Below are 24380 nucleotides of genomic sequence, written 5' to 3'. Positions count from 1 at the left end.
CTTAGGCTCCGGGCGTGGTGGTGGCGACCGGGCTGCGCGCGGCCATCGCTTTCAGTAGGCAGGGGATGCAGACATTGTTGGGGAACTGCGGCAAGGGCGGCCCCATCTGATCCGGCCCGCTCCAATCGTGTTTGCCGGCCTTGATGCTGACGTTGCCGGGCGCGTGCAGTTCGATCTTGCCATCCTTGATCCGGACATAGGCGCCGCCGCTGCTCAGCAGGATTTCTTGCTTGGCGTTGGCGTGAATCTTTTGCTTGGCCGATGTGATGGTCAAATCCTTGTCGGCAGTCAGCTCCATGCCGTCGCTCTGCGCCTGCAGCTGCACCTTGCCTTTCGCCGCAATCAGCTTGAATGCCACCTTGTCCTTGACGCCCGCGACGAACAGGCTGATATGCATGCCGGCATTGTGCAGCCAGCGCCGGCCGGTGGTGTGGTTGCTGTCGCGCTGGGAAATCAGATCCAGATTTTGGCCGGCGGCCAGGGTCTGGCTCTGTTCGGTCAGGCTGGCGATGCCGGCCGGGGCGGACAGGATGATAACGGGCTGCTGGCCGGGAACCTCGCCGCCGCCGTTGGTGTTGGTGCCGGCCTCCCATGCCTTCAGCGCGCTGGCCAGGTGCGCCAGGTTGCCTTTTTCTTTGGCGCCGTTCTTGGCGTTGTCCGGGTCGATTGCATCCGGGCCGGTTTCCATGGTGTCGGCCAACTGGCCGGCGGCGGTTTCGCCCAGCACTTGAGCCAGGCTCAGCGCGCTGTTGATCTGGCTTTGCGCATGCTCGCGCGCCAGTTGCTTGCCGCCGGCTCCACTCTGCGTTTCTGTGGACAGCAATAGGCCGTGCGCGGCGCGAATGGCGCCGTGGTTGTCGGTGCGCAGTTCGAAGCCTTCGCCGCGCGGCTGGGCCTTGCCGTCGCTGCGCGGGTGGGTCAGAAAGCCTTGGTTCAGCTGCGTCTTGCCCGGCTCGCTGGACAGCTTGGCGCGCACTTCGCCTGGCGTGTCGTCGAATAGCAATTCGTTGTAGCCGCCGCCCTGGTGCTCTTTCGACTTGATGCCGGATAGCGTCTTGTTGGCCGGCAGGCTGCCGGCGCCGCTGAATGTCGGCGTGGGATGGCTGCCGTTGTACAGCACGCCGGTAATCAAGGGGCGGTCGATATCGCCTTCAATGAAGTTGACCAGCACTTCCTGGCCGATGCGCGGAATGAACTGATGCCCCCACGCCGCGCCGGCCGAAGGCATGGCCACGCGCAGCCAGCAGGAAGACTTGTCATCCATCCCTGAGCCGATGGTCGGGTGTTCCTCCGGCCGCTGCCAGTGGAATTGCACTTTGACGCGGCCGTGTTGGTCGGTGTGCACTTCTTCGCCAGCCGGGCCGACCACGGTCGCGGTTTGGGTGCCCAGGCTGGTGGGCTTGGCGTGTGGGGTGTCGGCATAGGCCGGCGTCAGCGGGATGCCGCGCCGCTGGGCCTGGAATTCGGTCTGATAGGGCGCGGCCGTCGGGTCTGCCGTCTGCAGGCCCAAGCCGGGGGCGATGGCCTGCAGCTGCCGGGATAGGTCGCCCGGCAGGTTGTTGCGGGCCTGGATGCGTTGGCCGGTGACGACGAATTCGCGCTGTTCCGCGCTGTCGCCCTGGTGCGCCGGGTGGTCGTCCAGCTGGAACCACGCGCCGGCCTGCAGGCCGCGCACCGCGCCTGAACCGGTGAAGGTCTTGGCCTGCAAGTCGTGCGCCTGCTGGCGCAGCTGGGCATAGCGGCTGAGCTGGTCGGCGTCGCTGGCATAGTAGAGGCTGGGAGAGTCGTAATGGCTCAGGCTGCTCTGCAGCGCCTGGCCGGCCTGTCCCTGGTCCACCTGGCTTGTGTCGCTGCTGTGGCTGGTGCTCGTGGGCTGGTAATCGTAGCTGGCCAGCGCCACGCCGCCGGCGACGATCTGGCGCGCGGCCTGCCAATCGGTCAGGCCGTCTTGTTCCTCGGTGGCGTCGGCGCGGTGAAAGCGCACGCTGGGCGCGCTGCCGGCGGGCAGGCTGAAGGCATCGTCAAACACGACAAGCCGCACCTGGGGGCTGTCGCCATCGACGTGTTCGAAGCGCCAGGCGAAACCCTCCTCATGCATCAGCCGCACGATGAAATCAAAATCGCTCTCTTTATATTGCAGGCAGTAGCTGCGCGAAGGCTGGGCGGCATCCACCTTGATGTCCAGCGTCTGAACGCGGGCAAAGGCAGGATTGGCCGCCTGATGCTCGCTGATGATCTGTTTGATGATGTCCGGAACCGTCATGTCCTGGAACACGCGGGAAGTCCGACGATGGCGCAGCAAGGCAAAGGGCGGTTCTACCGTGATGCCATAGCGGGAAAAGCCGCCATCGCTGCCCAACAAGCGCGCCTGACTGATCACGCCGCAGCGCACGTCCTCGCCGCCTTCGGCATTCATCAGGCCGATGCGGGCCGGGTGGCCGAGCAGGGACTTGAGTTCGATCTGGCCATCTGGCGACAGGCAATCCAGCTGGAAGCGGTAGGGGCGGGATACGCCTTCCTCGCCGTCCAGCGTCTGCGGCAGTAGCTGTTCCGGGCCGGCGGTGTCGCTGGCGATGGCAAGGGTGATATGGCGGTTGGCTTGGGAAAAGGCTGAGGCGAAGGAGGCGAGCAGGGCGGTTATATCCATGGCAGTTCCATGAGTGCGCCTCTGACGTCGGGCGCTTGTCGGGCTGTAACAGAATGGGAAGACTGCAGGATAACCCTTTTACAGATAAGGGAGTGAATAAGGGTTACTGTCCTTTTGGACAGGTTTAGTTATATGGCATGCTGAATTTGAGGATAAGGCGGAAGCAATAGTGATGATCCGATAAGGCATAATCAACCATAGAAATTATTTGCTTTGGTGTATGGCAGAAATAAAAAAAGCGCCGTGAGGCGCTTTCTTGATGGCTGAAATTAGATGGCTAATGCTTCCAGTGCTTTGCCGCTGTCGATCCAAGTTTGGACCCAAGCCGGCTTACGGCCTCTGCCGGTCCAAGTCAGATTGCTATCGTCGGGATGACGGTATTTGGCTTCAACGGGCTTGCGAACAGTGGCTGCCTTGCTGCTCAGCACGTCCTCAACACTCAAACCAAAAGAGCGAGCGAGTTCGAGAATTTGCTTCTTAGCCTTAGATTTTTCTTCCACTTCACGACGCTTGATTTCGCCTTCTACATCGGCTTTCAGGGCAACCAGCTCGGGGAAGTCCAGTTTAGACAAGTCCATTAATGTTCCTTGATTATTGATTTGATAATTACAGGCTGTAATATAACTAACTGAAATGGATTAAGTCAAGGGGGCCACGGAGCTTAGACCATGCGGCCAAGGACTTTTAAAACATCTTGTGGAGCGCGACCTGTTATGACTAAGAGCTTTCTCCAAATACCATAAGACATTTTTCGCCCTTGCTTGAACTCACGGATGCGGTGGCCAGAGGTTCCTAATAGTTCACCTAAAGTATTGTCCGAGTTGAATTGAGGGAAATGCTTTTGAAGGTGGGAGAAGTAGGCGCAAACAATATCATGGTGTGGTGGTTCCCATCCTTCCCCTTCGCGGAGTAGGTGAGCACGACTATATTGACTTTCGTCTATTTCATCTTGGGGCGGTAGCTTTGGTGCTTTTAAATTTTCTTCAAGCGTTGCGATGGCCTGGCGAGTGGCTTGTTCATTGATGAATTGCTGTTGATCGGCAATGCTAGGCAATGGAATCTTCATGGCCTTTTCTCTCTTGACTTAAGAAGCCAGTCCCAAGCCTTTCGGCTCGGGACTTTTGGGGCTTACGTCGGTGACAGCTCGATATTGCGAACGTCAGAAACCCGAATGTTAACCAAGTCCAGCGTCCCTGTCGCTAGTGTCTTCCAATATTCAGTATGATGTATATGCACCATTACATAATAAAGGTAATCAGGGAGGAGCAAATTTAAAGCAGTGATCCGAATTCCGATATGTTCAGGGTTGAACTCTCGGGTCGGCTTGCCAACATGCGCTGCTGAACTCCGTCTAATAATCCAAAAGTGTGCTTCAGGAAAATCAGTTCGGATGGTTGCCAGCTGGGAAAGTTTCATCACGTTCATCTAGGATGGCAACGACTAGCCTCCTCGAAAACGAGTGACTTTCTGCGTGCCACCGTTGGGATGAATACTAATCTAAATTAGCTTTTCTGTAAAGTTTGGTGTGTGGATAATAAGTCTTCTCCCGTTACCCATTTTCCTGTAAGACGATTTACTCGCAATGTCCGAGAATTTCCCCTTTTGGGGATTAGAACTAAATCAATTGTCGAAAATTTCCTTGTTTTTGAAATTCGAGCCGGTGGGTTGATGCTATTGGTGTAGACGATTATTTTCTCAAATGTATCAGAGATTAATTTTCTTGCCGAAATCCTTGATTCATTCTCAAGATTTTTGACGCCATCAGTTAATCCTGCCCATGTTTCGGCAAGTGCTGGTTCTATTAGATTTTGACTAAGTAGAACGAGTTCATTTTCTAATTTCTCTATTTGATCTTTGGCGAGTTCTTGCAGGCTTTCTAGCTCGCTTGCTTTTTTAATGAGAAATTTTGGCGCATTGAGTTCGCTTTCAAGTATGGTATTGGTAATTTTTTGAATTTTGTTTTCAATGCTAATTAGTTCAGTTTTTTTATCGCTGAGCTTGGCGCGAATGGATAGCGATTGATCTTCACCGTTTTGCAGTGATAGTAGATTAAATTGGTCGCTGCAGTATTCCATTATTGCATTTTCTACCGGGGCGACGGATGATGTAGCCGGCATTGGGCAGCTGTGAATTCCGGTCGTTATGGCTCCCAAACACATTAATCGTCGATGGCTGTCTTTTATGTTGCCATTTGACTCTTTTTTTCTATTTAAATAATTTTTAACTACGGCAGCTGCGCCGCAATATCCGCATCGTAGAATTCCAAGTCCTGATACGACACCAATTATCCCGCCGTTTTGAGAGAATTTAAATCGTCCACCGGCCTCTGTTTGAAGAGAGTTATATTCTTCTTCTGTGATAATTGCAGGGTAATAATTCTTGAGTTCAAATTTTTCCCCACCAACTTCTAATATCCTTGTTCCGTAAAGTGCTGGATTGCGAATTGATCTGTAAAAGTTGGCGTGATTGGGAAGCCCTTTATTAGTCATTGTCAAGCCAAGCTTGAATAGGTGCTGGAAGATAGGCTTGGCCCCATATCCATCTTTATACATACGAAAAGCTATTTTGAAGGCTTCTACCCGTTCAGGGATGGGAATCCATTTTTCTCCATCCCAATCAAGCCATTGAGGGTCTCGGCCATTGACTATCCGCCCACGGAAGGTTCCGGCGATCCAAGCTTCGGCTTGTCTTTTAACGGCCGCTTTAATCCGTTTAGATTTTGTATCGCTCTCTTCGTGGGCACGAATCATAATGAGAAGGCTATACACTAAATCCATTGGATTATTTTTGATTAGTTCACGATTGTATTCTTTACCATCACTCGCCGTAACAACTGTGATGCCAGCATTGATAATTTGGGCTAATTGAGCTTGGGCAAGGATAGGCTCTGCGCGACTGAGGCGGTCTAAGCCTTCAACAATGAGGACTGATCCTGCGCTAATGCGTCCTGCGCTGATTGCTTCAAGAAAGGCCCCTAAAGCGCCTTGTTTGACGTGACGCTGGTGATAGGCACTTAGTCCTTCGTCTCGCAGGGTCAGGGCGTCATCAAGGACTAGGCCGTGTTCGGCAGCCCATCGGGTAGCATATTGAATTTGTCTGTCTGCGGAGGAGCCAGTGGCTTGGCGAGGGTCACTAAATCGTAAGTAGCTGTAAACTTTTGAATTTTTCATTTGAAAATATTCTACTACAGGCTATGTTATTGCGTACACCTATAGTATCGCTGGGGTTTTCCAGCGAGATGCGCATGCTGACCACGCCCAGCGGCGTCTTGTCCGCCACCTGATGGCAGGCCAGGCAGTTCTTGCCCAGGTAGTTGGCGGAAGCCAGCGCCGGGTAGACCACGCGCAGGTGTTCGCCCAATTGCGGGGTGGACTCTATCTGGATGTGGGGCTTGCCGTCCCGCAGCGCGGCGCGCTCGGTTTCGTCGCCCGGCCGGGCCTTGTCGCCGGCGCTGCCGGGGCCGAACTGCTTGCTGACCGCGTCGCCGCGTATCACGCGCAGGTCGCGCACCGCCGACAGCTCGCGGATCTGGTCCAGGAACACGTCGCGCTGGCCGACGGTGCCGGTGATCATCATGCCGGTCAGTCCGGCCAGGGTCATTTCGTTCATGCTGTGGGCCAGGTCCTTGGCCTGCTCCACGGCGATCTCGCGGCTGGCCTGGGTTTCCCAGGCGATCAGCCCGCCCCAGGCCAGCACCAGGCAGGTCCAGATCGCGCCGGTCAGGCGCAGCCAGATCGGCCAATCGGAAAATTTTCTCATCGCGTTTCGGGGTGGCGGGCCCCGTCTCCTGTGTGTGTGGCGTCGTTATTGTCGGCCGGATTGCGGACAGTCCTGGCTATGCCGTATGGATTCTGCTGGAGAACGGGAACCGGACTTCTGGCCTGGATCAAACATTGCCCGGAAAACGCTTGCGCTTGGGTTGACGGCCGATTTCTGCAACAATCGCGCCCTTGCCGCCACGGCTATGGTGAAAACGGGACAGGAATACAAGGAATGGGCATGAATGACAGCACAAGGCGCGGCGTCGCCATCATAGGCGGCGGCCCGGCGGGCCTGATGGCGGCGGAGGTGCTGGCGGCGCGCGGCTATGCGGTGGACGTGTACGACGCGATGCCGTCGGTGGGCCGCAAATTCCTGCTGGCCGGCATCGGCGGCCTCAACATCACCCATTCCGAAGCCTATCCAGCCTTTGTCGGCCGTTACGGCGACCGCGCGGAGCAGATCGAGCCGCTGCTGAAGGGTTTCGACGCCGACGCGCTGCGCGCCTGGGTGCATGGCCTGGGGGTGGAGACTTTCGTCGGCAGCTCCGGCCGGGTGTTTCCCAAGGAAATGAAGGCCGCGCCGCTGCTGCGCGCTTGGCTCAGCCGGTTGCGCGAGGCTGGCGCGCGCATCCATGTGCGCCACCGCTGGCAGGGCTGGAACGCCGACGGCAGCCTGCAATTCGACACGCCGGACGGCGAACTGGCTGTGCGCGCAGACGCGACGCTGCTGGCCTTGGGCGGCGGCAGCTGGAAGAAGCTGGGTTCGGATGGCCGCTGGATGCCGTGGCTGGAGGCAAAGGGCGTGGCCACCGCGCCGCTGCAGCCGTCCAACTGCGGCTTCGATGCCGGCTGGAGCGATTTCTTCGCCGACAAGTTCGCCGGCGAGCCGCTGAAGTCCGTCGGCCTGGCTTTTCAGGGCGGCGACGGCCGCGAATTCAAGCGCGTCGGCGAATGCGTAATCACTAGGAGCGGCATCGAGGGCAGCCTGATCTACGCCTGCTCGGCGCTGCTGCGCGACGAGATCGCCCGCGCAGGCTCCGCCACCTGCCATCTGGACCTGATCCCGGCCTGGGACGAGGCGCGGGTGCTGGCCGAGGTTTCGCATCCGCGAGGCTCGCGCTCCTTGTCCAGCCATCTGCAGAGCCGGCTGAACCTGAAGGGCGCGCGCGCCGGCATCCTGCGCGAATGCCTGGACAAGGAAAGTTTCCAGAACCCGGCGCGGCTGGCCGCCGCGATCAAGCGTTTGCCCGTGACCGTGACTGCGGCGCGGCCCATCGACGAGGCGATCAGCACCGCCGGCGGCGTCAGCTTCTCCGCATTGGACGAGCGGCAGATGCTGGCCGCGCTGCCTGGCGTGTTCTGCGCCGGGGAGATGCTGGATTGGGAAGCGCCGACCGGCGGCTACTTGCTGACCGCCTGTTTCGCCAGCGGCCGCGCGGCCGGGCTGGGCATCGCCGGCTGGCTGGAACGGCAGGCGTCAAAATAGTTTTACTTGAGGGCGGCAGGCAGGCCTGACAGAATACCCGGATCGCATTTTATTCGCCCATCCCGGGCGCGATCCGCAACCTGTTTTTCTTGCTTGCCATGAGTGAAAAAAGCAATCCCTGCCAATCCTGCGGCGCGTGCTGCGCCAGTTTCCGCGTTTCTTTCTACTGGGCCGAGGCCGATGACGGCGGCGGCCCGGTTCCCGGCCATCTCACCGAAAAACTCAACGGCTGGACCCGCTGCATGCGCGGCACCTGGTCCGCCAGCCCGCGCTGCGCCGCCTTGCAGGGCGAGGTGGGCGACAGCGTCGGTTGCGGTGTCTATCCGCTGCGGCCCAGCCCCTGCCGCGAGGTGGAGGCCGGCTCGGCGCAATGCCTGAAGGCGCGCGCCATCCACGGTCTGCCGGCGCTGTGGGAGGCGCCGGCGGCGGCCAACGAGGCCGAGCCGCTGTTGGCGGGCTAGGGCAGGCTCCGGTCGAAAAAGGCTTTCAGCTTGGCCGCGGCGGCCGCCACGCACGGTTCGCGGTCGTACAGGTCGAAGTGCGAGGCCCAGGCGATCAGGCACAGCTCTTTCGGCTCCGCGGCGGCGGCGATGGCTTGCTCGCTGAAGTAGCGGGTGTCGGCGTCGGCGCCGGCTATCATCAGCAGCGGCCGCGGGGCGAGCATGTCGATGCGGGCGAAGGCATCGAAGCCGGCCAGCGCGTCTAGGCCGGACACCACGAAGCGGTTTTCCGCGTTGGGATGATGGCCGCGCGGCGTGCGGTAGTAGTCGTAAGCCTCGCGCAGCAGGCGCTGCGGCGGTTCGGCCGCCGCCTGCGCCGTTTCCGCCAGCGCGTCGCGGGTGGCGGCGGCTTCGCCGCGGTCTTGGGCGGTGCGGTCTTCGGCCGCGGCGGCGAGCAGGCTCTGCAGCTGTTCGGGCGATCGGCTGCCGTTCAGCCCGTCGCGCAGCAGGCTGCCTTGGCAGACCGCGTTGACGGTGGCCACGGCCTGGATGCGCGGGTCGGTGCGAGCGGTGAACACCGCGTAGCCGCCGCCGGCGGCGATGCCCAGCGCGCCGATGCGCTCGGCATCGACATCGGGCAGGTTGGACAGGTAGCTGACCGCCGATTTGATCCCTTCCGCTCGCGAATGGGGTGTTTCCAGGTGGCGCGGCAGGCCTTCGCTCTCGCCCTGGTAGGCGGTGTCGAATGCCAGCGCGAGATAGCCGTCCTGCGCCAGCCGCTCGGCGTAGCGCCCCGCCACCTGCTCCTTGACGCCGGTGAATGGATGGCTGACCACGATGGCCGGGTAGCGTTTCCCCGGCAGGTAGTCGGCGGGGCGGTACAGATGGCCGACCAGCTCCAGGTCCTCGCTGAGAAAAATCACTTCCTGTTTCATATTGTCGTTCTGTTCGATTGAGGGATTCAACGCGGCGTCTGCTCCCAGCCGCCGCCCAGCGCCAGAAACAGGCTGACCTGATCCAGCGCCAGTTGCGCGTCTGATGCCGCCAGCGCCGATTCGTTGCCGGCCAGCGCGCGGTCCGCGTCCAGGCTGGCCAAGTAGGGCGCGCGTCCCGCCGCGTACAGGCGGCGGTTGTCGTGCGCGGCGGCGCGGGCGTTGTCGCGCGCCGAGCGCAAGTCGGCGTTGCGCTCCAGGTCCCTGGCGTAAAAGGTCAAAGCGGTTTCCGTCTCGCGCAGCGCGTTCAGCACCACGCCGTCGAAGTGGGCGAGCGCCGCGTCGGCGTCCGCTTCGGCAGCCTTCACCCGGGCGCGGGCGCCGCTATCGGGGATGGTCCAGCTGATCAGGGGCCCCAGGCTCCAGCGCTGGGTGCGGTCTTCGCCCACATGCTCCAGCAGGCCGGTGAAGCCGGCCGACGCGCCCAGGCTGACGCTGGGGTAGAGCTGGGCGGTGGCCACGCCGATGCGGGCGGTGGCGGCGGCGAGCTTGCGTTCAGCCTCGCGCACGTCAGGGCGGCGCTTGAGCAGCGCCGCGCCGTCGCCGACAGGCAGCGGCTGCTTCAACTGGGGCAGCGCCGAGCAGGCGGCGGCGGGCAGCTCGGCCGGGGCCTTGCCCAGCAGCGCGGCCAGGCGGAAGCGGGCGGCGTCCTGCTCTGCTTGCAGGCGGGGCAGCGCCGCGCGCTGGATGTCGGCCTGGGCCTGGGCGCGCTCCACGTCGGTGGCGCGGCCGCGGCCGGCGGACTGCATCCGTTTGGCCACCGCCACGCCGCGGTTCTGCAGCTCCAGCTCGCGCTTGGCCACCGCCAGCTGGTGTCCGGCCGCGCAGCCCTGGACATAGGCGCGCACGGTTTCCGCCGCCACCGTGGTCCGCGCCAGGTCCATCGCCGCCTCGGTGGCCCGGGTGCCGGCGCGGGCGGCTTCCTCGGCGCGGGCCAGCTTGCCGAACAGGTCGATCTCGTAGCCTATCTGCAGGCCGCCGTCTCCGACATTGGCCACCGGCAGTTTTTTCTCGATCAAATACGCCTCGCCGGAGTCCTGGGCGCGCTGAACGGTGGCGGACACGCTGGCGTGGGGATCGCGCTCGGCGTTGACCGAGGCTTCCACCGCCATCGCCTTGCGCAGATTGGCGGCGGCGGCGCGAAGGTCGGCGTTGGCGCTCAGCGCTTCTGCCACCAGGCTGTCCAGCCTGGCGTCGTCGTACAGCCGCCACCAGCCGGCGGGAACCGGCTGCTGGGCGAAGGCCGCATTGTTGGCCGACTGGAAGGCGGCATTGGCGGCGGGCTTGCCCAGCGCGGCCTGCGAAGGCAGGCGGTAGTCCGGGCCGACGGCGGCGCAGCCGGCCAGCGCGCCGGCCAAGGCCAGCGCGGTCAGCTTCAGCGCGGCTTTCATGAACGGCCTCCCTGGCGCACCGACACGGTGGCGGTGCGGCCGGCGATCAGCCGGAAATTGGCCGGCACCTCGTCCAGCGCGATGCGCACCGGGATGCGCTGCGCCAGCCGGACCCAGTTGAAGGTAGGGTTGACGTTGGGCAGCAGCGAGGCGCCGTTGCTGCGGTCGCGGTTTTCGATGCCGGCGGCGATGCTCTGCACGTGGCCGCGCAGCTTGCGCGATTCGCCCATGATCTGGATGTCCACCGGCTGGTTCAGCTCCACGCCGCCCAGCTTGGTTTCTTCGAAATAGCCGTCGACGTGGAAGGAGCGGGAGTCGACGACGGACAGCACCGCGCGGCCGCTGGCGGCGTAATCGCCGGTGCGCGGCGTGCGGTCGCTCAGGTAACCGTCCACCGGGCTTTTCACCACGGTGCGCTCCATATTCAGCCGGGCGAGGCCGGCGGCGGCCTCGGCGGCGGCCAGCGTGGCTTCGCCCAGCTGCACCTTGGCGTCGCCTTCCTCGCGGGCCTCGGTGGCCACCAGGTCGGTCAGCGAGTGGTTGCGCGAGGCCTCGCGGCGGGCCTGGGCCAGCGTGGCGCGCTGCGCGGCGAGGGCGGCTTCGGCCTGGCGCAGCGCCAGTTCGTAATGCGCGCGGTCCACCACGAACAGCACCTGGCCCTTCTTGACCAGCTGGTTGTCCGAGACTTTCACTTCGGTGATCAACCCGGACACGTCCGGGGCCACCTGCACCACGTCGGCGGCGATATGGCCGTCGCGGGTCCACGGCGCGTCGGTGTAGTAGATCCAGATATGCCGCACCACCACGATGGCGACGGCGACGGTGGCCAGGGTTAGCAGCACGGACCCGGCTTTGCGAATGCGGTTGTTCATGATGTCACCTGTGAAACAGCGCGATCGTGCCGCCCAGCACGATCAGGTAAAGCGCGAAATTGAAGAGGGAGCGGTGCCACACCACGCGGTACAGGCCCAGTCGGGCCAGCGCGCGGCGCAGCAGGCTGCTGGCGGCGAAGGCGATCACCATCATCACCAGCAGGCTGGGGAAGTACACCCCGTAGAAATTGACTTCGCCTATCATGGCTGGGCTCCTGGAACGGTCGATGCCGGCTGGCAGCCTTCGGCATCGGGGAACAGCGACACGCGCATTTCCACCAGCGCGTTGCGCGCCTCGCGCGCGGCCGGCGCGGGGTCGGCCAGGGTGAGGGCGATGGCCGCGTCCAGCCGGCCCAGCAGCGCATCCGGCGCGTCGAGGTAGCGATCGGCGTCGGCGCAGGCGCGAAAGTGCTCGCTGACGCCCTGCAGCGCCGAGTCCACCGCCTGGTGGGCGGCGCCGGTCAGGCGGTGCTCATCGCGCTGCAGGTCCAGCGCGCTGAAGCCCACTCGCAGCTCGCGGAAACCAGCGGACGGATCCGCGCCATCGGCTGCCAGGCGCGGCGCCAGCAGCGACAGCCGGTCCAGCATCAGCGCCGTCAGCCGCGCGTAGTCGCCGCCGTGGCGGCCGGCGGCGTTATGCGCCAGATCGCGCCAGTTGGAGCGGATCAGGCGGCGCAACGTCAGCTCGGCGCCGAAGGGACGGGTAGTCAGCGTCCAGACCAGCGCGAACAAGATCCCGGCCGCGCCGGCCAGATTGCTGTTGAGGAAAGACTGGAAGTCGGCGTTATAGCTTTGCTGCAGCCCGATCAAATTGGCGGTGAATACCACCAGCAGCATCGCCACCGGGCCGAAGCGCGCCTGGTTCATCAGCGCGCCGCCCAACAGGAAGGGCGGGGCCAGGCACAACGCCAGCATCTCGAATTCGTGCACCGCCGGCAGCACGACGAACAGCAGCAGGCCGGCCAGCATGGTGCAGATGGTGTTGACGATGAACAGCGTGCGCAGCATCGGCGCAGGCTCGTCCATCGAGCCGAACAGGCAGCAGGCCACCGTGCCCAGGATCACCGCGTTGGCGCCGTCCTGCCAGCCCAGCGCGATCCAGGCCAGGCAGCCCAGGAAGATGCCCAGCGCGGCGGTGCCGGCGGCGAAGCCGAGCAGGCCGTAATCGTAGTGGCGGGCCTTCACGCCCACTTCCCAGCGGCGGTAGGCGGGTTTCCAGTCCCACAGCGGCAGCCCGCGCGAGATCAGCGCGCGCAGCGTCAGGCAGTCCTGCCACAGATTGACCAGCGATTTCAGCCGCATCCGCACCGTGCCTTCCAGCAAAGACGGCCAGCCGCCGTCCGGAGGCGGCGCGTCCAGCTGGCGGCGCAGCGCGCGCGCCTGGCTCAGAAACCATGGGTTGTCGGCCGGGTAGCTTAGCCAATTGGAGGTGTCTCCCATCAACTGGAGCAAGTCCGGGGGCACGCCGCCGGGCGTCTTGCGCAGCACCGCCAGCAACTCGGAAAGCGACGACAACAGCGGCGGCAGCATGCTCATCCGCGCGCGCAGCTCGCCCGCGGTGCGCTCGGCGTTGCGGCTGGTGGCGTCGTAGGAGAGGTGGGTGAGCAGTTGGTCGAAGGCCAGCAGGTCGGCCGCCAGCCGGTTGCGGCCCGCCGACGGCGGCTGGGGGGCGCTGCCCAGCGTGTCGGTCGCCCAGGCGGCGGCGTCCTTGAGCCAGCCGTCCACGCGCGGACTCAGCACCGCTGACACGCGGGTGGGCAGCACCAGCGCCGCCGCCACGCTGGCGCAGACGATGCCGAGGACGATTTCCTCGCTGCGGGCGATGGCGATGTCGAACACGTTCTCCGGCGCGTACACCGCCGACAGCGCGATCAGCGGCATGGTGTAGGCCGGCAGCCGCAGCAGGTAGTGGCGCGGCGTGTGGTCCAGCATGGACAGGTAGAGCAGGGCGCCGGACCACAGCGCCACCACCAGGCTCAGCAGCACCGGCTGGTTGGCCAGCGGCGGCACCACGCATACCGCGGCGGCCGCGCCGAGCAAGGTGCCGAACACGCGGTACACCGCCTTGGAGCGGGTGGCGCCGATCAGCGGGTGGGACACGATGTAGACGGTGCCCATCGCCCAGCTGGGGCGCGGCAGGCCCAGCGCCAGCGCGATGTACAGCGCCAGCATCGCGGCGGCGAAGGTGCGGGCGGAGAACAGCCAGTCGCGTTTAGCGGGCAGCGCGATCATGGCGTTTGTCCAGCATGGGGTCGTCGGGAGGCCGGGTTTGCGCCGCCTGCTCCAGTGCGTGGAACACCCGCAGCGCGGCTTCCAGGTCGGCCTGGCTGAGCGGCGCCAGCACGCGCGAGCGCAGCGCCACCAGCTCGGTCTCTATCTTGCGGGTGACTTCACGGCCGGCCTCGGTGAACCACAGCGTTTTCACCCGGCGGTCATGCAGTCCCTGTTCCCGCCGCAGCAGACCGGCCTGGCTCAACTGGTCTACGATGCGAACCAGGGAGGCGGGCTCCATGCCCAGCTCCTCGGCCAGCGCGCTGTGGCTGACGCCTTCGCCCAGCCGCCCGATGAACAGCAGCGCGGAGCCGCCGGATACCGAGATGCCGTGAACCGTCAGCGCTTCCTGCGCGATATGCCGCCACAGCACGCCCATCGGGCGCAGGCTGCTGGTCAGCCTCAGGCGTAACAGATCGATGTTTTCCATGGATATTTGCCGGCCGGCAGGCCGGATGGGGATAGTCGTGATGTAAATGGATTGTAGCGGCTATTTTATTAATTAGCAAACTAACTAATTTGACGGAGCGGACAAGCGCTTGCCTGGAAAAGGCAGGGGGAGCTGGCCACGCGCTTGCGCGGATGGCCGGGTCTTCCGATGCCACGTGTGCCTCCATTGATAGGCTGAGTGGCAAGCGCGGCACTCTGCATTCATGTAAACGCAACTTGTTAATGGCAAGCCGCCGTGCCATATTTGTGCGGTGCAACATCATTGGAGCGGCTATGTTCCGGCGTATGGAAGGCAAGCCGTCGCTGAGTTTGGCGCTTCAGGGCGGCGGCGCGCATGGGGCGTTCACCTGGGGCGTGCTGGACGCGCTGCTGGAGGCGGGCCGCTATCGTTTCGACGGTTTGAGCGGCACCAGCGCCGGGGCGATGAACGCGGTGGCCGTCGCGCATGGCCTGTGCCTTGGCGGGCCGGATGCCGCCCGGGAGGCGCTGGCAGCGTTCTGGCGCAGGGTGGGGGAGAGCCTGCCGGGAGAAATGGCCCGGCCCCTGCCTTTCAGCATGGATTCCACCGTGTCCCCCAGCCTGAAAATGGTGTTGCAGCTGTCGCAATGGTTCTCTCCGTACCAGCTCAATCCGCTGGATTACAACCCGTTGCGCGACATCATCGTTTCGCTGTTCGATTTCGAGCGCATTCGGCAGGCTTCGCCGGTGCAATTGTTCGTGGCGGCAACGCATGCCAACAGCGGGCGGCTGAAGTTGTTCCGCAATGCAGACTTGTCCGCGGACGCCTTGCTGGCCTCGGCCTGTCTGCCATCACTGCAGCAGGCGGTGATGATAGAAGGGGAGCCGTATTGGGATGGCGGTTTTGCCGCCAATCCGGCGATCTTTCCGCTATTCAAGTTTTGCCGCAGCGACGACATCCTGCTGGTGTTGCTGTCGCCTATGATCCATGGAGATACCCCGCGCACCGCCGACGAGATCCAGCGTCGGGCGATGCTGCTGGGTTTCAACAGCGCCTTCCTGCGCGAGATGCGCCTGTTCGCCTTGCTGCGGGAAATGGCGGATGCGCCTGCTTATCTGCGCGGCCGCCTGGAGCGCCATCTGCTGGCCACGCGCTTTCATCTGGTGGAAGCCCATGATTTGCTGGCCGAACTCGACTCGTCCAGCCGGGCGCTGACCTACGGCCCGTTCCTGGCCTGGCTGCGGGACGAAGGGCGCCAGGCGGCGCAAGCCTGGATGGCGGAACATGGCGGAAAAGTGGGCCGCAGCGCCAGCGTGGACATCAACGGCCTGTTTCTTCAGCCCTGACTCTTGCCGGCGGGCGCGATATCCGCGGCTGCGCGGTCAGTCCGGCGGAAGGTGTAGCTGGCATGGATGCCCGTCCGAGTCCGGAATTCACAGGGCCGTCTTCCATGAACAAGCGAAGCGGCAGGCCGGGCCGGATCCATGGAGCCATGGCGTTCTCTTGAGCGGAGGAAGCGATGCAGAAAGCGGTTTCAACCGAGGCCCTGCCGGCGGCCCGACGAATAGATGAAAGAATCGCCGAGCTTGGCGACTGGCGCGGGGAGGCCTTGAGCCGGATGCGCCAGCTTATCCGGGAGGCGGACCCGGATGTCGTCGAGGAATGGAAGTGGATGGGCACGCCGGTTTGGGCGCATGCCGGAATCATCTGCACCGGCGAATCCTACCAGTCGGCGGTCAAGCTGACCTTTCTCAAAGGCGCTTCGCTGGACGATCCGTCCAGGCTTTTCAACGCCAGCCTGGACGGCAACGCCAGGCGCGCCATCGATATCCGCGAAGGGGACGCGATAGACGCGGATGCGTTCAAGGCGCTGATCCTCGCCGCGGTCGCGCTCAATCTTTCCGCGGCGAAATCCAAATCCGGAAAGACCGGGCGCAGTTCGGGCTGACGGCGCGCGGGTTCATCCATCTATCCGCCAGACCCTATCATGGTAAGCGTCCACTTCGGGTCGGTGGGAGACGCTGATCACCGCGCAATCCGGCAGTTCGCTGCGCAACTGCTGGTAGCAATGCCTTTGGTTGTGCGGGTCCAATGCCGAGGTCGCCTCATCCAGCAGCAGCCAGCTCGGCTTGTGCAGCAGGGCCCTGGCCAGAGCCAGTCGTTGCTGCTCGCCGGGCGAGAGCCTGGCCGACCAATTGCCGTAATCGTCCAGCTGCGGCGTCAGATGCGCCAGCCGGCACCGCGCCAGCACAAACTCCTGTTCAGCCAGGGAAAACGCGTCGGCAGCCGCGGGGTAGTTGATGGCCTCCCGCAAGGTGCCCAGCGGCAGATACGGCCGTTGCGGCAAGAACATCATTTTTTTCGCCGGCAGCACGGCATGGCCCCCTCCCCATGGCCAGATGCCGGCCAGCACTTGCAGCAAGGTGCTTTTCCCGCTGCCGGACGCGCCCTTGAGCGCGATCCGCTCCCCGCCGGAGGCGTGCAGGTCCAGGCCCTCCAGCAGCGGCTGTCCATCAGGCAGCGATACGGAGAGCTTGCATAGCCGGATATCGTCTCCCTCCGACTCCGAGCGCGCGATCCGGCTGTGCGCCAGCTCATGCCGCGCCCGCGCCGTCGCAGCCTGGAACGAGGCCAGGCGCTCGATATTGGCCTTCCATGAGGCCAAGCCCTCGTAGGCGTTCACCATCCAGCTCAGCGCGCCCTGGACCTGGCCAAACGCCGAAATGACCTGCATCAGGCCGCCCAGCGCGAGCGTGCCGGAAAAGTAGCGCGGCGCGCAGGTCAGCATGGGGAAGATCACGGCGAGCTGGGAATAGGCGGAGCGGGCGCCCGTCAGCCGCCATTCCGCGGCTATCATTTGCCGCCAGTTGGCGCAGATGTCCTGGAAGCGGCGGTTGAGGGCCTTGCGCTCGAATTCCTCTCCGCCGCTCAACGCCACCGCTTGCGCATGCTCGCGCAGCCTGACCGCGGCATAGCGGAAGTCCGCTTCGCGCCGCTCGCCTTCCATATTGATGCGGGACAGCCTGCGTCCCAGGACATGCATCAGCCAGCTGCCCAGCAGCGCGTATCCCAGCGCGGCCCAGACCAGATAGCCGGAAACGCTCGCCTGCCAGCCGAACAAGGACAAAGCCAGCGGCCCCGACAAATGCCAGAGGATGCCGATGAAGCAGGCCAGAGTCGTCAGGTTGCGGATCAGATCGAAGCCCAGATTCAGCGACGTGGCGGCAAAGGCTTTCAGATCCTCGGCGATGCGCTGGTCCGGGTTGTCGGTGCCATAGGATTTGAGCTCCAGCAGGCAGTAGGCGCGGCCATCCAGCCATTGCCCAAGATAAAAATCGGTCAGCCATCGCCGCCAGCGCAGATTGAGCGCCGAGGTCAGGTAAGACATCAGCACCGCGCAGCCGATGAAGCTGAAGGCCAGCGCGGCGAATGAGCGGAGCAGGTCCTGAAAGCCGCTCCAGTCGCGCTGCTGCAGGGCATTGAAGAAGTCGCCGTTCCACTGGTTGAGCCATACATTGCAATACACCATGGCGACGTTCAAGACGACGATGGCCAGCAGCAGCGTCCAGGCCATCCATTTTTCCTCTGAGCGCCAGTACGGACCCGCCAGCGCCAGAAACTTGGCGATCAGGCTGTTGTCCGATCCGCCCCGCAGTTGTTGCTCATTCATGCCAAACCTCATTCTTGCCATCCGGGGGCATGGCTCCCCGCATCATTCTCGGACCGCGAGATGGTGTTGCCACTCGCACGAATAAATGACTGTAATGTGAAAATTAATAATCGTAAAACAATAATTATTGATTGTAATGAATGAATTTTTGGCCGCTTGAAGGCAAATCAGCAGCAAGGGCAGGCTGGGTCTGCATCTTGGCGTTTCGCATTGGGGCAAGATTGTGAGGTGAGGTGTGACAGCCGCGCCACAGGGATTGTTGTTAAACTTGCACGACAATAAATTATCGTTTAACAATAATAAATGATCCCGCTACTTGAGTGTGTGTGACTGATTTCATGAGATGGCGCGCATGCGCGCCGTTTCGAGACAAGCAAAGGACACCGATGAATTCTCCGCGACTAAGCCGTTATTGCGCCGTCATGGCCTGTGTCACCTTTCTGGGCATCTGCGCGATGCTGATGTTCCATCTCTTGCTCTGGCTGTTTCCCAAAGCGATTCTGGATGCTGGTTTGACTATTTCTTTCGACGATCACAATGGCTTTTATGGCCTGCGCCACTTCGACATGACGGTCTTGCCGCTTTGGCAACGGCTGGGCGGTGCAGTAATATCCTGCCTCCCGCTGCTGGTCTTGGCCCAGGGGCTGAACGCGCTGCGCCGCTTGTTCCGGTTTTACGCGCAGGCCGAATATTTTTCCGAGCGTTCCGCGTCCTTGCTGGCGAAGGTGGGCTCCCGCATCGCGTTCTGGGTGCTGGCCGATATTCTTGTTCAGCCGCTGATGGGCTTGTGGCTGACCATGATGCAGCCGGCGGGGCACCGCCAGCTGACCTTTGGCCTGGACACCGGCAATCTGGAAAGCTTGTTCATCGCAGCGGTGGTGATGGTGATTGCGCGCATTCAGCAAGAGGGCGTAGCCCTGGCGCGCGAGAACAAGCAATTCCTCTGACAGAAAGCGCCCCGTGCCGATAAAAATCAACCTGGACGTGCTTCTCGTTCAGCGCAAAGTGAAATCCAAGGATCTGGCCCACGCCATAGGCATCACCGAGCAGAATCTGTCGCTGCTGAAGCAGGGCAAGATCAAGGGTTTTCGTTTCTCGACGCTGGAGGCGATTTGCCGGCATCTGAATTGCCAGCCCGGCGATTTGCTGGAGTACATTCCGCCTGCTCCGGGCGAGGAGGCGGGGCCAAGCGACGAGGCCGCGTTTTAGCCTGGGGGAAGCCGCGGCGCGGCCGCGCCCGCTCCATTTGCGGAGCGGCCGCCCTGGCTTGCCTTAGTCGCCGCCTGCCTGTTGCCGGGCGGCGGCTTCGCGCAGCTTGTCCTTCTTGCTCTTGCGTTTGCCCTTGATGCCGCCGTTGCCGTCGGGGTCCGTCATCGAGGCGGCCGGGGCGGCGGCCTCGGTCGGCTCGAAGCCGTCTATCCGTTCGCGCGTCAGCCGCAGCTGCTGGCGTTTTTCGATCAGCCTGAAGTGGGCGGCGCAGTCGGCGCTGACGAAGCTGATGGCTTCGCCGCGGGCGCCGGCCCGGCCGGTGCGGCCGATGCGGTGGGTGTAGTCCACCGGCGAGCGCGGCAGGTCGTAGTTCACCACCAGCGGCAGCCGGGCGATGTCGATGCCGCGCGCCGCCACATCGGTGGCCACCAGCACCCGCAAGCGGCCCGATTTGAGGTCGGCCAGCACTTGGCCGCGCTGGCTTTGGCTGCAATCGCCGTGCAGGGCGGCGGCGGGCACGCCGTTGCGATGCAGCTTGTCCGCCACCCGGTCGGCCGCCTGCCGGCTGGCGACGAATACCAATACCCGATCCCAATCGTTTGCCGCCAGCAGATGGCGCAGCAGCAGGGTGCGCTTGTCGGCGTCCACCTCGATGGCGCGCTGGAGGATGTCCGGCGCGGTGGCGGCGGTTTGTTCTATGTCTATCCGCAGCGGCTGGTTCAGCAGCTTTTCCGCCAGCGCGCGCACCGCGGGCGGGAAGGTGGCGGAGAACAGCAGGTTCTGCCGCGTCGGCGGCAACCGGTCCAGCACGCTGCCCAGCTCGTCGGCGAAGCCCAGGTCCAGGAGGCGGTCGGCCTCGTCCAGCACCAGCGTCTTGACGGCGGAAAGCCGCAGCGCGTTGTGGTCCAGCAGGTCGAGTAAGCGTCCAGGCGTGGCCACCACGATGTCCGCGCCGCCGCGCAGCGCCATCATTTGCGGATTGATGGACACGCCGCCGTAGACCACGGCCACTTTCAGCTTGCGCGGCAGGGCCTGCGCCAGGTCGCGCAGAATCTCGCCGACCTGGGCCGCCAGTTCGCGGGTGGGCAGCAGGATCAGCGCCTGGGGCTGGCGCAGTATGCCGCGAGGTTTGGCCAGCCATCGCTGCAGCAGCGGCAGGCAAAAGGCCGCGGTCTTGCCGGAGCCGGTTTGAGCGGTGGCCAGCAGGTCGCCGCCTTGCAGGATGGCGGGAATGGCGGCGCTCTGGATGGCGGTGGGCTGGATATAGCCTTGCTCAAGAGCGGACTGGACCAGATCGGGCTGCAGGCCCAGGGAAGCGAATGGCATGAATGATTACGGCTATTGAATAAAGGGGCTGGGCCCGAAGCGGCACGAGTATCGGCCGCGCCGGCGATCCGGTCAAGAAAGAAGCGCGACTTGCCAGCGGAAAACGCCGTTTGCGAGTACTATCTGGGCTCTTCATCCAAAATAAAGCCATCCGTAGATGCAAACAGAAGTCAAAGAGAAGCCCCGCTACGCCATTGTGGCCTCGGTGCAGTTGCCTGAAGTCAGCGATGTCGAGTTCGAGGCCTCGCTCACCGAACTGAGCGAGCTGGCCAAGACCCTGGGCTTCCAGGTGGTGCAGACCTTTGTGCAAAAGCGCAGCAGCTTCGACCGCACCGCCTACATGGGCGTGGGCAAGCTGGAAGAAATCAGCACGTTCGTCAAACGCGGCATCCGCGGCGACGAACTGGAAGACGAACCGCAGGCGCTGGACGCCAGCGTGGTCGAAATCGACGCGGTGCTGGTGGACCATGAAATCTCGCCGTCGCAGATGCGCAATCTGGAGCTGGCCGTAGGCTGCGAGGTGATGGACCGCACCATGGTCATCCTGGAGATCTTCCACCGCAACGCCCGCTCGCGCGCGGCGCGCGCCCAGGTGGAGATCGCCCGTCTCGGCTACATGGCGCCGCGCCTGCGCGAGGCCGCCAAGCTGGCCGGCCCGCAAGGCCGGCAGCGCAGCGGCATGGGCGGCCGCGGTTCCGGCGAATCGCACACCGAGCTGGATCGCCGCAAGGTGCGCGACCGCATCGCCGAGCTGCAGCGCGAAATCATCGCGATGGAGCTGGAGCGCAAGACCCAGCGCGCGCGCCGCTTGGAGCGGCAGGGCATGGGCCTGGGCGGGGTGTCGCTGGTCGGCTACACCAACGCCGGCAAATCCACGCTGATGCGCGCCTTGACCGGCAGCGAGGTGCTGGTGGCCAACAAGCTGTTCGCCACGCTGGACACCACGGTGCGGGTGCTGTACCCGGAGAGCGTGCCGCGCGTGCTGGTCAGCGACACCGTCGGCTTCATCAAGAACCTGCCCCACGGCCTGGTGGCGTCCTTCAAATCCACGCTGGAAGAGGCGCTGGATGCCTCGTTGTTGCTGCATGCCATCGATGCCAGCGATCCGGGTTTCCTGCGCCAGCTGGAAGTGACCGACGAGGTGCTGAAGGAAATCGGCGCCGACGAGCTGCCGCGCATCCGCGTGTTCAACAAGATCGACCATGTCGGCGACGAGGCCGCGCAGGCCGCCTGGACGGCGGAATTGCAACAGCGCTACCCAGGCTGCGTGGTGATGAGCGCGCTTCGTCCGGATGATGTGTCCAGCCTGCGCGCGGCCATTGTCTCTTTCTTCCAGCAGGATCTGGTGGAGGACGAGCTGCTGTTGCCGTGGTCCGCCCAGCAGCTGCGCGGCGAGATCTACAGCCACTGCCAGGTGCTAGAAGAGCATGCCGATGAAGAGGGCAGCCGCTTCCGCGTGCGCGGCGAGCCGGAAAAGCTGCGCAGCCTGCGCGAGCAGCTTAATCCCGGCTCGCAGGGCAGGGAGAAGGAATACTGGGAGGTTTGATGGCTCCCGACGCCTGCCGCGTAGCGGCAGCGCAAGCGAAAAGCCTTCCCGACCGGGAAGGTTTTTTTCATTTCGCGGCAGCTGCCCACTCCGCGGGCCGCCGTTCGGGAAGCTTGCCGCCCAACGCCTCGACCAGGTAGTCGATGAAGGACGCGATTCGCGACGACACCGCGGTGTTGCGGTAATAGACGGCCTGGACCAGCTGGCGCATGTCCAGGGTGTCGGGGGCGAGGATTTGCACCAGGCGGCCGGACTCGCGGTCCCGCTCGGTCATGAAGTCCGACAGGCAGACGATGCCGGCGCCTTCCAGCGCCAGCTGCCTCAGCGTTTCGCCGCTGGAGGTCCGCACCGCCGGTTCTATCCGATAAGCCTCGCCGTCTGTGTCCAGCAGCGGCCAGACATTCAGCGTCTCGGGCTGATTGAAGCCCAGCAGGGCATGTTTGCCCAATTCTTCTACACTCTGTGGCTGGCCGCGGGCTTCCAGATAGGCCGGGCTGGCCAGGATGCGCAGCCGGCTGTGGCCGATCAGACGGCTGTGCAGAGTCGAGTCCTTCAGCTGGCCGATGCGGATCGCCACGTCGGTGCGCCGCTCCAGCAGGTCGATGATGCCCTCGTGGCTGTTCAGCTCCAGTTCCACCTGCGGATAGCGCTCGCGGTAGCCGCGCACCAGCGGCACGATCACGTGCAGCATGAACGGCGTGGCGGCGTCCACCCGCAGCCGTCCGGACGGCTGTTCGCGCCGCGCCAGCATCTGCTCTTCCGCGCTGTCCACCGAATCGATGATGGCCCGCGCGCTGTGCAGAAACGTCCGGCCTTCCTCAGTCAGCTCCAGGCGGCGCGTGGTCCGGCGCAGCAGCGTGGTTTTCAGCTTCTCTTCCAGCCGCGCCAGCGAGCGGCTGGTCGCCGACACGGTCAGGTCCAGTTGCTGGGCCGCGGCGGTGATGGAGCCGGTGTCCACCACGGTGGCGAAGGCCTGGAGTTCGTCCAGCGTGATTTTCATTATTGATTTTTTTTCAAAAGAGTTTCGTTTATAAGCTGGTTTTTCCGCAAAAGTAAAGCGGGCACACTGCGTCCATTCCTCACGGACCCATGGATGCCCATCATGCCACTCGCTTTGCTTGCGCTGACCATCAGCGCCTTCGCCATCGGGACGACCGAGTTCGTCATCGTCGGGCTGATTCCGACCATCGCCGCCGATCTACAGACCAGCCTGCCTTCGGCCGGCCTGTTGGTCAGCCTCTATGCGCTCAGCGTCGCCGTCGGCGCGCCCTTGCTGACGGCGCTCACCCGCCGCGTGCCGCGCAAGATGCTGCTGGCCGCGCTGATGGCGCTGTTCACCGTCGGCAATCTCGTCGCCTGGCGCTCGCCCGGCTATGAGTCGCTGATCGTCGCGCGCGTGCTCACCGGGCTCGCCCACGGCGTGTTTTTCTCGGTCGGTTCCGTCATCGCCACCACGCTGGTGCCGCAGGAGAAGGCCGCCCGCGCGATCGCGACCATGTTCAGCGGCATGACGGTGGCCTTCGTCGCCGGCATTCCGCTCGGCACCTTCATCGGCCAGCATTTCGGTTGGCGCGCCACCTTCCTGGTCGTCGCGCTGTTCGGCCTGATCGCCTTGGTCGGCGCGCTAGCCTTCGTGCCGCGCCGCCTGGCGCAGGCGGAACCGGCGCCGCTGGCGCGGCAACTGGGCGCGCTGACGCAGCCGCGCCTGCTGCTGGTCTACGCGATGACGGCGGTCGGCTACGGCGGCTCGCTGATCGCCTTCACCTATATGGCGCCGCTGCTGGAACAGGTCGCCGGCTTTACGCCGGCCCAGCTCAGCCTTGTGCTGGTCGGCTACGGCGTGTCGGTCGCCTTCGGCAATGTCTGGGGCGGCAGGCTGGCGGACCGCGCCGGCCCGGTCAAGGCGCTGAAGCGGATTTTTCTGCTGCTGGCGCTGGTGCTGCTGGCGCTGACTTTCACCGTCCATATCGCTTGGCTGGCGGCGCTGACGATGCTGGCTTGGGGCGCGGTGGCCTTCGGCAACGTGCCTGCTCTGCAGGTTTATGTTGTCCAGCAGGCGCGGCGTTTCGTGCCGGAGGCCGCCGATGTCGCGTCCGGCTTCAATATCGCCGCCTTCAATCTCGGCGTCGCCGGCGGCGCCTCGCTGGGCGGGCTGATCGTCGAACGCGTCGGTCTGGGCCACACGCCGTGGATCGCCGCCGCGGTGACGTTGGCCGCCTTCGGCTTGACCGCGTTCAGCGGCGCGCTGGACCGGCGCGACGGCATGCCGACGCGCGCCACCGAAGCCGCGGCCTCTGCGCATTGAGCGCGTCATCCGAGTCTTTTCAACGGCAGCTCGCATTTCACGCTGTTCTTGCATC

The 24380-nt window shown here is 63.8% G+C and carries 22 protein-coding genes; 8 read left to right on the top strand and 14 right to left on the bottom strand.

Annotation, left to right across the window (positions count from 1 at the left end):
- Nucleotide 1: 1 nt before the first annotated feature.
- The 5 genes from BKX93_RS04725 to BKX93_RS04715 form a co-directional block, all read right to left on the bottom strand.
- On the bottom strand, nucleotides 2-2647 hold the full coding sequence (locus BKX93_RS04725) for a type VI secretion system Vgr family protein (protein ID WP_070978935.1): 2646 nt from the start codon (nucleotides 2645-2647) through the stop codon (nucleotides 2-4).
- Nucleotides 2648-2916: 269 nt separating this feature from the next.
- On the bottom strand, nucleotides 2917-3225 hold the full coding sequence (locus BKX93_RS23570) for an H-NS histone family protein (RefSeq protein ID WP_083340443.1): 309 nt from the start codon (nucleotides 3223-3225) through the stop codon (nucleotides 2917-2919).
- Nucleotides 3226-3308: 83 nt separating this feature from the next.
- On the bottom strand, nucleotides 3309-3713 hold the full coding sequence (locus BKX93_RS23565) for a hypothetical protein (protein ID WP_082107242.1): 405 nt from the start codon (nucleotides 3711-3713) through the stop codon (nucleotides 3309-3311).
- A 436-nt stretch (nucleotides 3714-4149) separates the two neighbouring features.
- On the bottom strand, nucleotides 4150-5817 hold the full coding sequence (locus BKX93_RS23555) for a recombinase family protein (RefSeq protein ID WP_082107243.1): 1668 nt from the start codon (nucleotides 5815-5817) through the stop codon (nucleotides 4150-4152).
- Nucleotides 5780-6406 carry a hypothetical protein gene (locus tag BKX93_RS04715; protein WP_046157584.1) on the bottom strand — a complete coding sequence of 209 codons (627 nt, stop codon included), beginning with the start codon at nucleotides 6404-6406 and terminating at the stop codon, nucleotides 5780-5782. The genes BKX93_RS23555 and BKX93_RS04715 overlap by 38 nt, the downstream gene beginning before the upstream one ends.
- Nucleotides 6407-6646: 240 nt before the next feature.
- Here BKX93_RS04715 and BKX93_RS04710 point away from each other — a divergent pair, with 240 nt between their 5' ends.
- Nucleotides 6647-7894 (top strand): TIGR03862 family flavoprotein, encoded by a 1248-nt coding sequence (locus BKX93_RS04710; protein WP_046157638.1) that lies wholly within the window; start codon nucleotides 6647-6649, stop codon nucleotides 7892-7894.
- Between the two features lie 98 nt (nucleotides 7895-7992).
- Nucleotides 7993-8355 carry a YkgJ family cysteine cluster protein gene (locus tag BKX93_RS04705; protein ID WP_070978933.1) on the top strand — a complete coding sequence of 121 codons (363 nt, stop codon included), beginning with the start codon at nucleotides 7993-7995 and terminating at the stop codon, nucleotides 8353-8355.
- Here the strand turns inward: BKX93_RS04705 and BKX93_RS04700 are convergent.
- Genes BKX93_RS04700 through BKX93_RS04675 form a run of 6 tightly spaced genes read right to left on the bottom strand, consistent with a single transcriptional unit; the run spans nucleotide 8352 to nucleotide 14290 of the window.
- Nucleotides 8352-9299, bottom strand: coding sequence for an alpha/beta hydrolase (locus BKX93_RS04700; RefSeq protein ID WP_222103289.1), 948 nt, complete (start codon nucleotides 9297-9299; stop codon nucleotides 8352-8354). The two genes, BKX93_RS04705 and BKX93_RS04700, sit on opposite strands and share 4 nt — an antisense overlap.
- Nucleotides 9296-10717, bottom strand: coding sequence for an efflux transporter outer membrane subunit (locus BKX93_RS04695; protein WP_070978931.1), 1422 nt, complete (start codon nucleotides 10715-10717; stop codon nucleotides 9296-9298). Before BKX93_RS04695 ends, BKX93_RS04700 begins: the two co-directional genes overlap by 4 nt.
- Nucleotides 10714-11589 carry an efflux RND transporter periplasmic adaptor subunit gene (locus tag BKX93_RS04690; RefSeq protein WP_070978929.1) on the bottom strand — a complete coding sequence of 292 codons (876 nt, stop codon included), beginning with the start codon at nucleotides 11587-11589 and terminating at the stop codon, nucleotides 10714-10716. Before BKX93_RS04690 ends, BKX93_RS04695 begins: the two co-directional genes overlap by 4 nt.
- Nucleotides 11590-11593: 4 nt before the next feature.
- A complete protein-coding gene (locus tag BKX93_RS04685; RefSeq protein WP_046157588.1) occupies nucleotides 11594-11794 on the bottom strand; it encodes a DUF1656 domain-containing protein in 201 nt (66 codons plus the stop codon).
- The gene (locus BKX93_RS04680; protein WP_070978927.1) at nucleotides 11791-13821 is read right to left on the bottom strand and encodes an FUSC family protein; all 2031 of its coding nucleotides are present in this window, start codon (nucleotides 13819-13821) and stop codon (nucleotides 11791-11793) included. The genes BKX93_RS04685 and BKX93_RS04680 overlap by 4 nt, the downstream gene beginning before the upstream one ends.
- Complete coding sequence (locus tag BKX93_RS04675; RefSeq protein ID WP_070978925.1) at nucleotides 13802-14290, bottom strand: MarR family winged helix-turn-helix transcriptional regulator; 489 nt, start codon at nucleotides 14288-14290, stop codon at nucleotides 13802-13804. Before BKX93_RS04675 ends, BKX93_RS04680 begins: the two co-directional genes overlap by 20 nt.
- Nucleotides 14291-14583: 293 nt before the next feature.
- Between BKX93_RS04675 and BKX93_RS04670 the strand changes: the two genes are divergently transcribed.
- Together BKX93_RS04670 and BKX93_RS04665 are read left to right on the top strand one after the other, a co-directional pair.
- Complete coding sequence (locus tag BKX93_RS04670; RefSeq protein WP_046157591.1) at nucleotides 14584-15615, top strand: patatin-like phospholipase family protein; 1032 nt, start codon at nucleotides 14584-14586, stop codon at nucleotides 15613-15615.
- Between the two features lie 173 nt (nucleotides 15616-15788).
- Nucleotides 15789-16217 (top strand): DUF1801 domain-containing protein, encoded by a 429-nt coding sequence (locus BKX93_RS04665; RefSeq protein ID WP_070978923.1) that lies wholly within the window; start codon nucleotides 15789-15791, stop codon nucleotides 16215-16217.
- Between the two features lie 12 nt (nucleotides 16218-16229).
- Here BKX93_RS04665 and BKX93_RS04660 read toward each other — a convergent pair whose 3' ends face one another.
- Nucleotides 16230-17939 (bottom strand): ABC transporter ATP-binding protein/permease, encoded by a 1710-nt coding sequence (locus BKX93_RS04660; protein ID WP_186009491.1) that lies wholly within the window; start codon nucleotides 17937-17939, stop codon nucleotides 16230-16232.
- 326 nt (nucleotides 17940-18265) lie between these two features.
- On the opposite strand from BKX93_RS04660, the gene BKX93_RS04655 reads away from it, so the two are divergent.
- Nucleotides 18266-18886: a DUF2975 domain-containing protein gene (locus BKX93_RS04655; RefSeq protein WP_145929265.1), complete on the top strand. Its 621-nt coding sequence runs from the start codon at nucleotides 18266-18268 to the stop codon at nucleotides 18884-18886.
- A 13-nt stretch (nucleotides 18887-18899) separates the two neighbouring features.
- On the top strand, nucleotides 18900-19148 hold the full coding sequence (locus BKX93_RS04650; protein ID WP_070978921.1) for a helix-turn-helix domain-containing protein: 249 nt from the start codon (nucleotides 18900-18902) through the stop codon (nucleotides 19146-19148).
- A gap of 63 nt (nucleotides 19149-19211) precedes the next feature.
- Here BKX93_RS04650 and BKX93_RS04645 read toward each other — a convergent pair whose 3' ends face one another.
- Complete coding sequence (locus tag BKX93_RS04645) at nucleotides 19212-20474, bottom strand: DEAD/DEAH box helicase (protein WP_186009490.1); 1263 nt, start codon at nucleotides 20472-20474, stop codon at nucleotides 19212-19214.
- Nucleotides 20475-20631: 157 nt separating this feature from the next.
- Between BKX93_RS04645 and hflX the strand changes: the two genes are divergently transcribed.
- Nucleotides 20632-22020, top strand: coding sequence for a GTPase HflX (gene hflX / locus BKX93_RS04640; RefSeq protein ID WP_070978919.1), 1389 nt, complete (start codon nucleotides 20632-20634; stop codon nucleotides 22018-22020).
- A 67-nt stretch (nucleotides 22021-22087) separates the two neighbouring features.
- Here hflX and BKX93_RS04635 read toward each other — a convergent pair whose 3' ends face one another.
- Nucleotides 22088-23020, bottom strand: coding sequence for a LysR family transcriptional regulator (locus tag BKX93_RS04635; protein ID WP_070978917.1), 933 nt, complete (start codon nucleotides 23018-23020; stop codon nucleotides 22088-22090).
- A gap of 102 nt (nucleotides 23021-23122) precedes the next feature.
- Between BKX93_RS04635 and BKX93_RS04630 the strand changes: the two genes are divergently transcribed.
- Nucleotides 23123-24325, top strand: a complete 1203-nt coding sequence (locus BKX93_RS04630) for an MFS transporter (RefSeq protein WP_070978916.1) — start codon at nucleotides 23123-23125, stop codon at nucleotides 24323-24325.
- Nucleotides 24326-24380: the final 55 nt, after the last annotated feature.

The organism is Chromobacterium vaccinii (assembly GCF_001855275.1).
Classification (GTDB): Bacteria; Pseudomonadota; Gammaproteobacteria; order Burkholderiales; family Chromobacteriaceae; genus Chromobacterium; species Chromobacterium vaccinii.
The sequence above is the reverse complement of the archived record's forward strand: the minus strand, read 5'-3'. Positions and strand labels throughout refer to the sequence as shown.